This is a genomic window from Ruminococcus sp. 5_1_39BFAA (assembly GCF_964240875.1).
Lineage (GTDB): Bacteria > Bacillota > Clostridia > Lachnospirales > Lachnospiraceae > Blautia_A.
Genome location: NZ_CAXSVO010000068.1, coordinates 1 through 3712, shown reverse-complemented (window position 1 = coordinate 3712; position 3712 = coordinate 1). Strand labels below are relative to the sequence as shown.

At 59.8% G+C, this 3712-nt stretch carries 4 protein-coding genes; all 4 read left to right on the top strand.

The window, feature by feature from the left end:
- Positions 1-1335: phage portal protein (locus tag ACESZH_RS23565; RefSeq protein WP_373219513.1), on the top strand; the 1335-nt coding region annotated here is incomplete at its 5' end.
- Positions 1332-2171, top strand: coding sequence for a head maturation protease, ClpP-related (locus ACESZH_RS23560; RefSeq protein ID WP_373219515.1), 840 nt, complete (start codon positions 1332-1334; stop codon positions 2169-2171). The genes ACESZH_RS23565 and ACESZH_RS23560, both read left to right, overlap by 4 nt.
- A 96-nt stretch (positions 2172-2267) precedes the next feature.
- The gene (locus ACESZH_RS23555; RefSeq protein ID WP_325195714.1) at positions 2268-3476 is read left to right on the top strand and encodes a phage major capsid protein; all 1209 of its coding nucleotides are present in this window, start codon (positions 2268-2270) and stop codon (positions 3474-3476) included.
- Positions 3477-3498: 22 nt separating this feature from the next.
- Positions 3499-3654, top strand: coding sequence for a head-tail connector protein (locus tag ACESZH_RS23550; RefSeq protein WP_373219517.1), 156 nt, complete (start codon positions 3499-3501; stop codon positions 3652-3654).
- Positions 3655-3712: the final 58 nt, after the last annotated feature.

The following is a 3712-nucleotide window of genomic DNA, read 5'->3' as shown; positions in this document are numbered from 1 at the left end:
GTAACGGACAATGTCCGCGATTCCGGGCAGACCTTTTTCTTTGGCACAGCTTCTTCCGGCGAGCGTGTGGATGAAAAGTCCGCGATGCAGATTTCAACCGTGTATGCCTGTGTCCGGCTGCTGGCCGAGACAGTGGCGGGGCTGCCGCTCCATCTCTACCGGTATACAGATGGAGGCAGCGGGAAGGAACGTGCGGCGGACCATCCGCTGTACAAGATACTCTACCGCCAGCCCAACCCGGAGATGACCAGCTTTACGTTCCGCGAGACCATGATGACCCACCTGCTCCTGTGGGGCAACGCCTACGCCCAGATCATCCGTGACGGAAAGAACACGGTGCTGGGGCTGTATCCGCTGCTCCCGGAGAACGTGGAGGTAGACCGCGACGAGGCAGGCAACATCTTCTATATCTACCACGCCTACACGGATGAAGTGCCAGGGGAGCAGAACCAGGACATCTACTTCCGGGCGGACGAGATCTTCCATGTGCCGGGTCTGGGCTTCAATGGTCTGGTGGGCTTTTCGCCCATTGCCATGATGAAGAACTCCCTCGGCACCACGCTGGCGGTGGAGAAATACGGCGCAGCCTTCTTCAAGAACGGCGCACAGCCCAGCGGCGTGCTGGAGCATCCCGGCGTCCTCAAAGACCCCGGTAAAATCCGGGAGAACTGGACTGCCGTGTACGGCGGCGCGAACAATGCCCACAAGGTCTGTGTGTTGGAGGAGGGCATGACCTACAAGCCTATCTCCCTGCCGCCCGAGGACAGCCAGTTCCTTTCCACCCGGCAATTCGGGGTCGAGGAAATCTGCCGCATCTTCCGGGTGCCGCCCCACATGGTGCAGGACCTTGCGCATGCCACCTACTCCAACATCGAGCACCAGTCCATCGACTTCGTGGTACACACGCTGACCCCGTGGCTGGTGCGCTTCGAGCAGGCCATTGTGAAAGACCTGCTGGTGGAAACAGAGCAGGATGAGTATTTCGCCAAGTTCAACGTGGATGGGCTGCTCCGGGGCGACTACCAGAGCCGCATGAACGGCTATGCAACCGGCATCTCCAACGGCTTCCTGTCGCCCAACGACATCCACCGTCTGGAGAACATGGACCTCATCCCTGCGGAGGACGGCGGCGACGACTACTACCTCAACGGCGGCTATGTAAAGCTGAAGGACGCGGGCAAGTTCGCCGACGCCAAGCAGACCGCAGTGGAGCAGAACCAGCCGAAGGAGGACGAGCCTGACGAGGAGGAGACACAGCAGGAGCCTGACAGCGAGAACCGGCAGAGTGAGAGTACGCCAAAGAAAACACAGAAAGGAAGGAAACGAGCCAGATGAAGAAATTCTGGAACTGGATTCACAACGAAGCCGGCGGCAGGGTGCTTCGGCTGGAAGGGCCCATCGATGACGAGTCCTTCTGGGGCGACGAGGTGACCCCGAAAGCGTTCCGGGAAGAACTGAATGCCGGTACGGAGGACATCACGGTCTGGATCAACTCGCCGGGCGGCAATGTGTTCGCCGCAGCGGAAATCTACACCATGCTCCGTGACTACCCCGGCAGCGTAACCGTGAAGATCGATGCCATTGCCGCATCCGCCGCCAGCGTCATTGCTATGGCGGGCAGCAAGGTGCTGATGTCCCCGGTGGCCATGCTCATGATCCACGACCCCAGCACTATTGCGATGGGCAACACCAAGGACATGGAGAAGGCTATCGCCACGCTGAACGAGGTCAAGGAGAGCATCATCAACGCCTATACCGCCAAGAGCGGCCTGTCCCACAACCGCATCTCCAAGCTCATGGAAAATGAGACGTGGATGAACGCCAAAAAGGCGGTGGAGCTGGGCTTTGCCGATGAGATCCTCTTTGAGGCCGTGGAGCCGGATGAACCGGAGGAAGACCCGGAGGAGGAAGAAAAGCCGGATGAGAAGGAAAAGCCGGAGGATGACAAGAGCATCCATCTGGAAGCCTCGCTCTATTCTTCCCGCCAGATGGGGCTGACCATCCTGAACCGTCTGGGTGTGACGGAGCTCAAGCCGCCTGTGGACACACCGGCCCCTGCACCCAAAGCACCGGAAACCCCGCCCGCCCCGGTCATCGACCTGGACGGCAAGACCGAGGACGGCTCGATGCCGTTCAATATTCTCATGAAACAGCTGGAGCTGATGCACTGAGCATCCCCCAGCTGTTTTGTTATCCACGGTTTTAACCGGGTTATCAACAAATTTATAACCGGTTATCAACAATTTTTCAACAGGAGGATTTACCCTATGAGCAAGATTCTGGAACTGCGCAATAAGCGCAACACCCTCTGGGAGCAGACCAAGAACTTCCTGGAGCAGCACCGCGGCGAGAACGGCCTTGTGGCCTCCGACGCTGTGGAGCAGTACAACAAGATGGCGCAGGAGGTCAAGGATCTGGGCGCAGAGATCGAGCGTCTGGAGCAGCAGGCACAGATCGACGCCCTGCTGGCGGCACCCACCTCCACCCCTGTGCATGGCAACCCCAAGACCGGCGCTCCCAAGGAGAAGGATGCACGTCCCACCGCGACCGCTGAGTACAGCGATGCGTTCTGGAACATGATCCGTGCCCGGGGCAGCTACGGCGAGATCCACAACGCCCTGTCCATCGGTCAGGATTCCGAGGGCGGCTATACCGTGCCGGACGAGTTCGAGAAGAAGCTGGTGCAGGCGCTGGAGGACAACAACCTCTTCCGTGGCCTTGCCACCGTCATCCGCACCAGCTCCGGCACCCGCAAGATCCCCATTGCGCAGGACAACGGCGAGGCCAGCTGGATCGATGAGGGCGAGGAGATCCCGGAGAGCGACACCACCTTCAGCCAGACCATGCTGTCCGCCTACAAGCTGGGTACCATGATCAAGATTTCCAACGAGCTGCTGAACGACTCCGCCTTCGACCTCGCCACCTATATCGCGCAGCGTTTCGGCGTGCGCATGGGCAATGCGGAGGAGCGGGCATTCATCTCTGGTGACGGCGTGGGCAAGCCCCTGGGCCTGCTGGACGATGCCTGCGCACAGGTGGGCGTGACTGCCGCTGCGGTGGACAAGGTCACCTTCGACGAGATCTTCAAGCTGTACTACAGCCTCCGCGCTCCGTACCGCAAGAAGGCCCAGTTCCTCTGCAATGAGTCCATGGTTCTCCAGCTCATGACCCTCAAGGACAACAACGGCAACTATATCTGGAAGCCGGGTCTGGACATCGGCAAGCCCGACACGCTGCTGAACCGTCCGCTGCGCACTTCTTCCTTCATGCCCGGTCTGGCTGCGGGCAACAAGGCCATGACCTTCGGTGACTACAGCTACTACTGGATCGCCGACCGCCAGAACCGCACCTTCCGCCGCCTGAACGAGCTGTACGCCCGCACCGACCAGGTGGGCTTCATGACCACCCAGCGCGTGGACGGCAAGCTGATCCTGCCGGAAGCCGTGCAGTGCCTCCAGATGAAGGCCGGCGCGTAAGCGGGGAAAGGAGGTGCCGGTCATGGCTCTGATCCCGTTTTTTGAAGCGAAGACCTACCTGCGGGTGGATTCCAGCGATGAGGATGCCCTGATCGGCATCCTTCTTTCTGCGTCCGAACAGATGTGTAAGGACGTGGGCAGGCTGACCGAGGCTCAGTGGTGTTGGACAGCGAATTGAGAGAGACGCAAACGGCAAATTATTTTTCCGCTTTTCAAATAATCGACCGCGCAGTCTG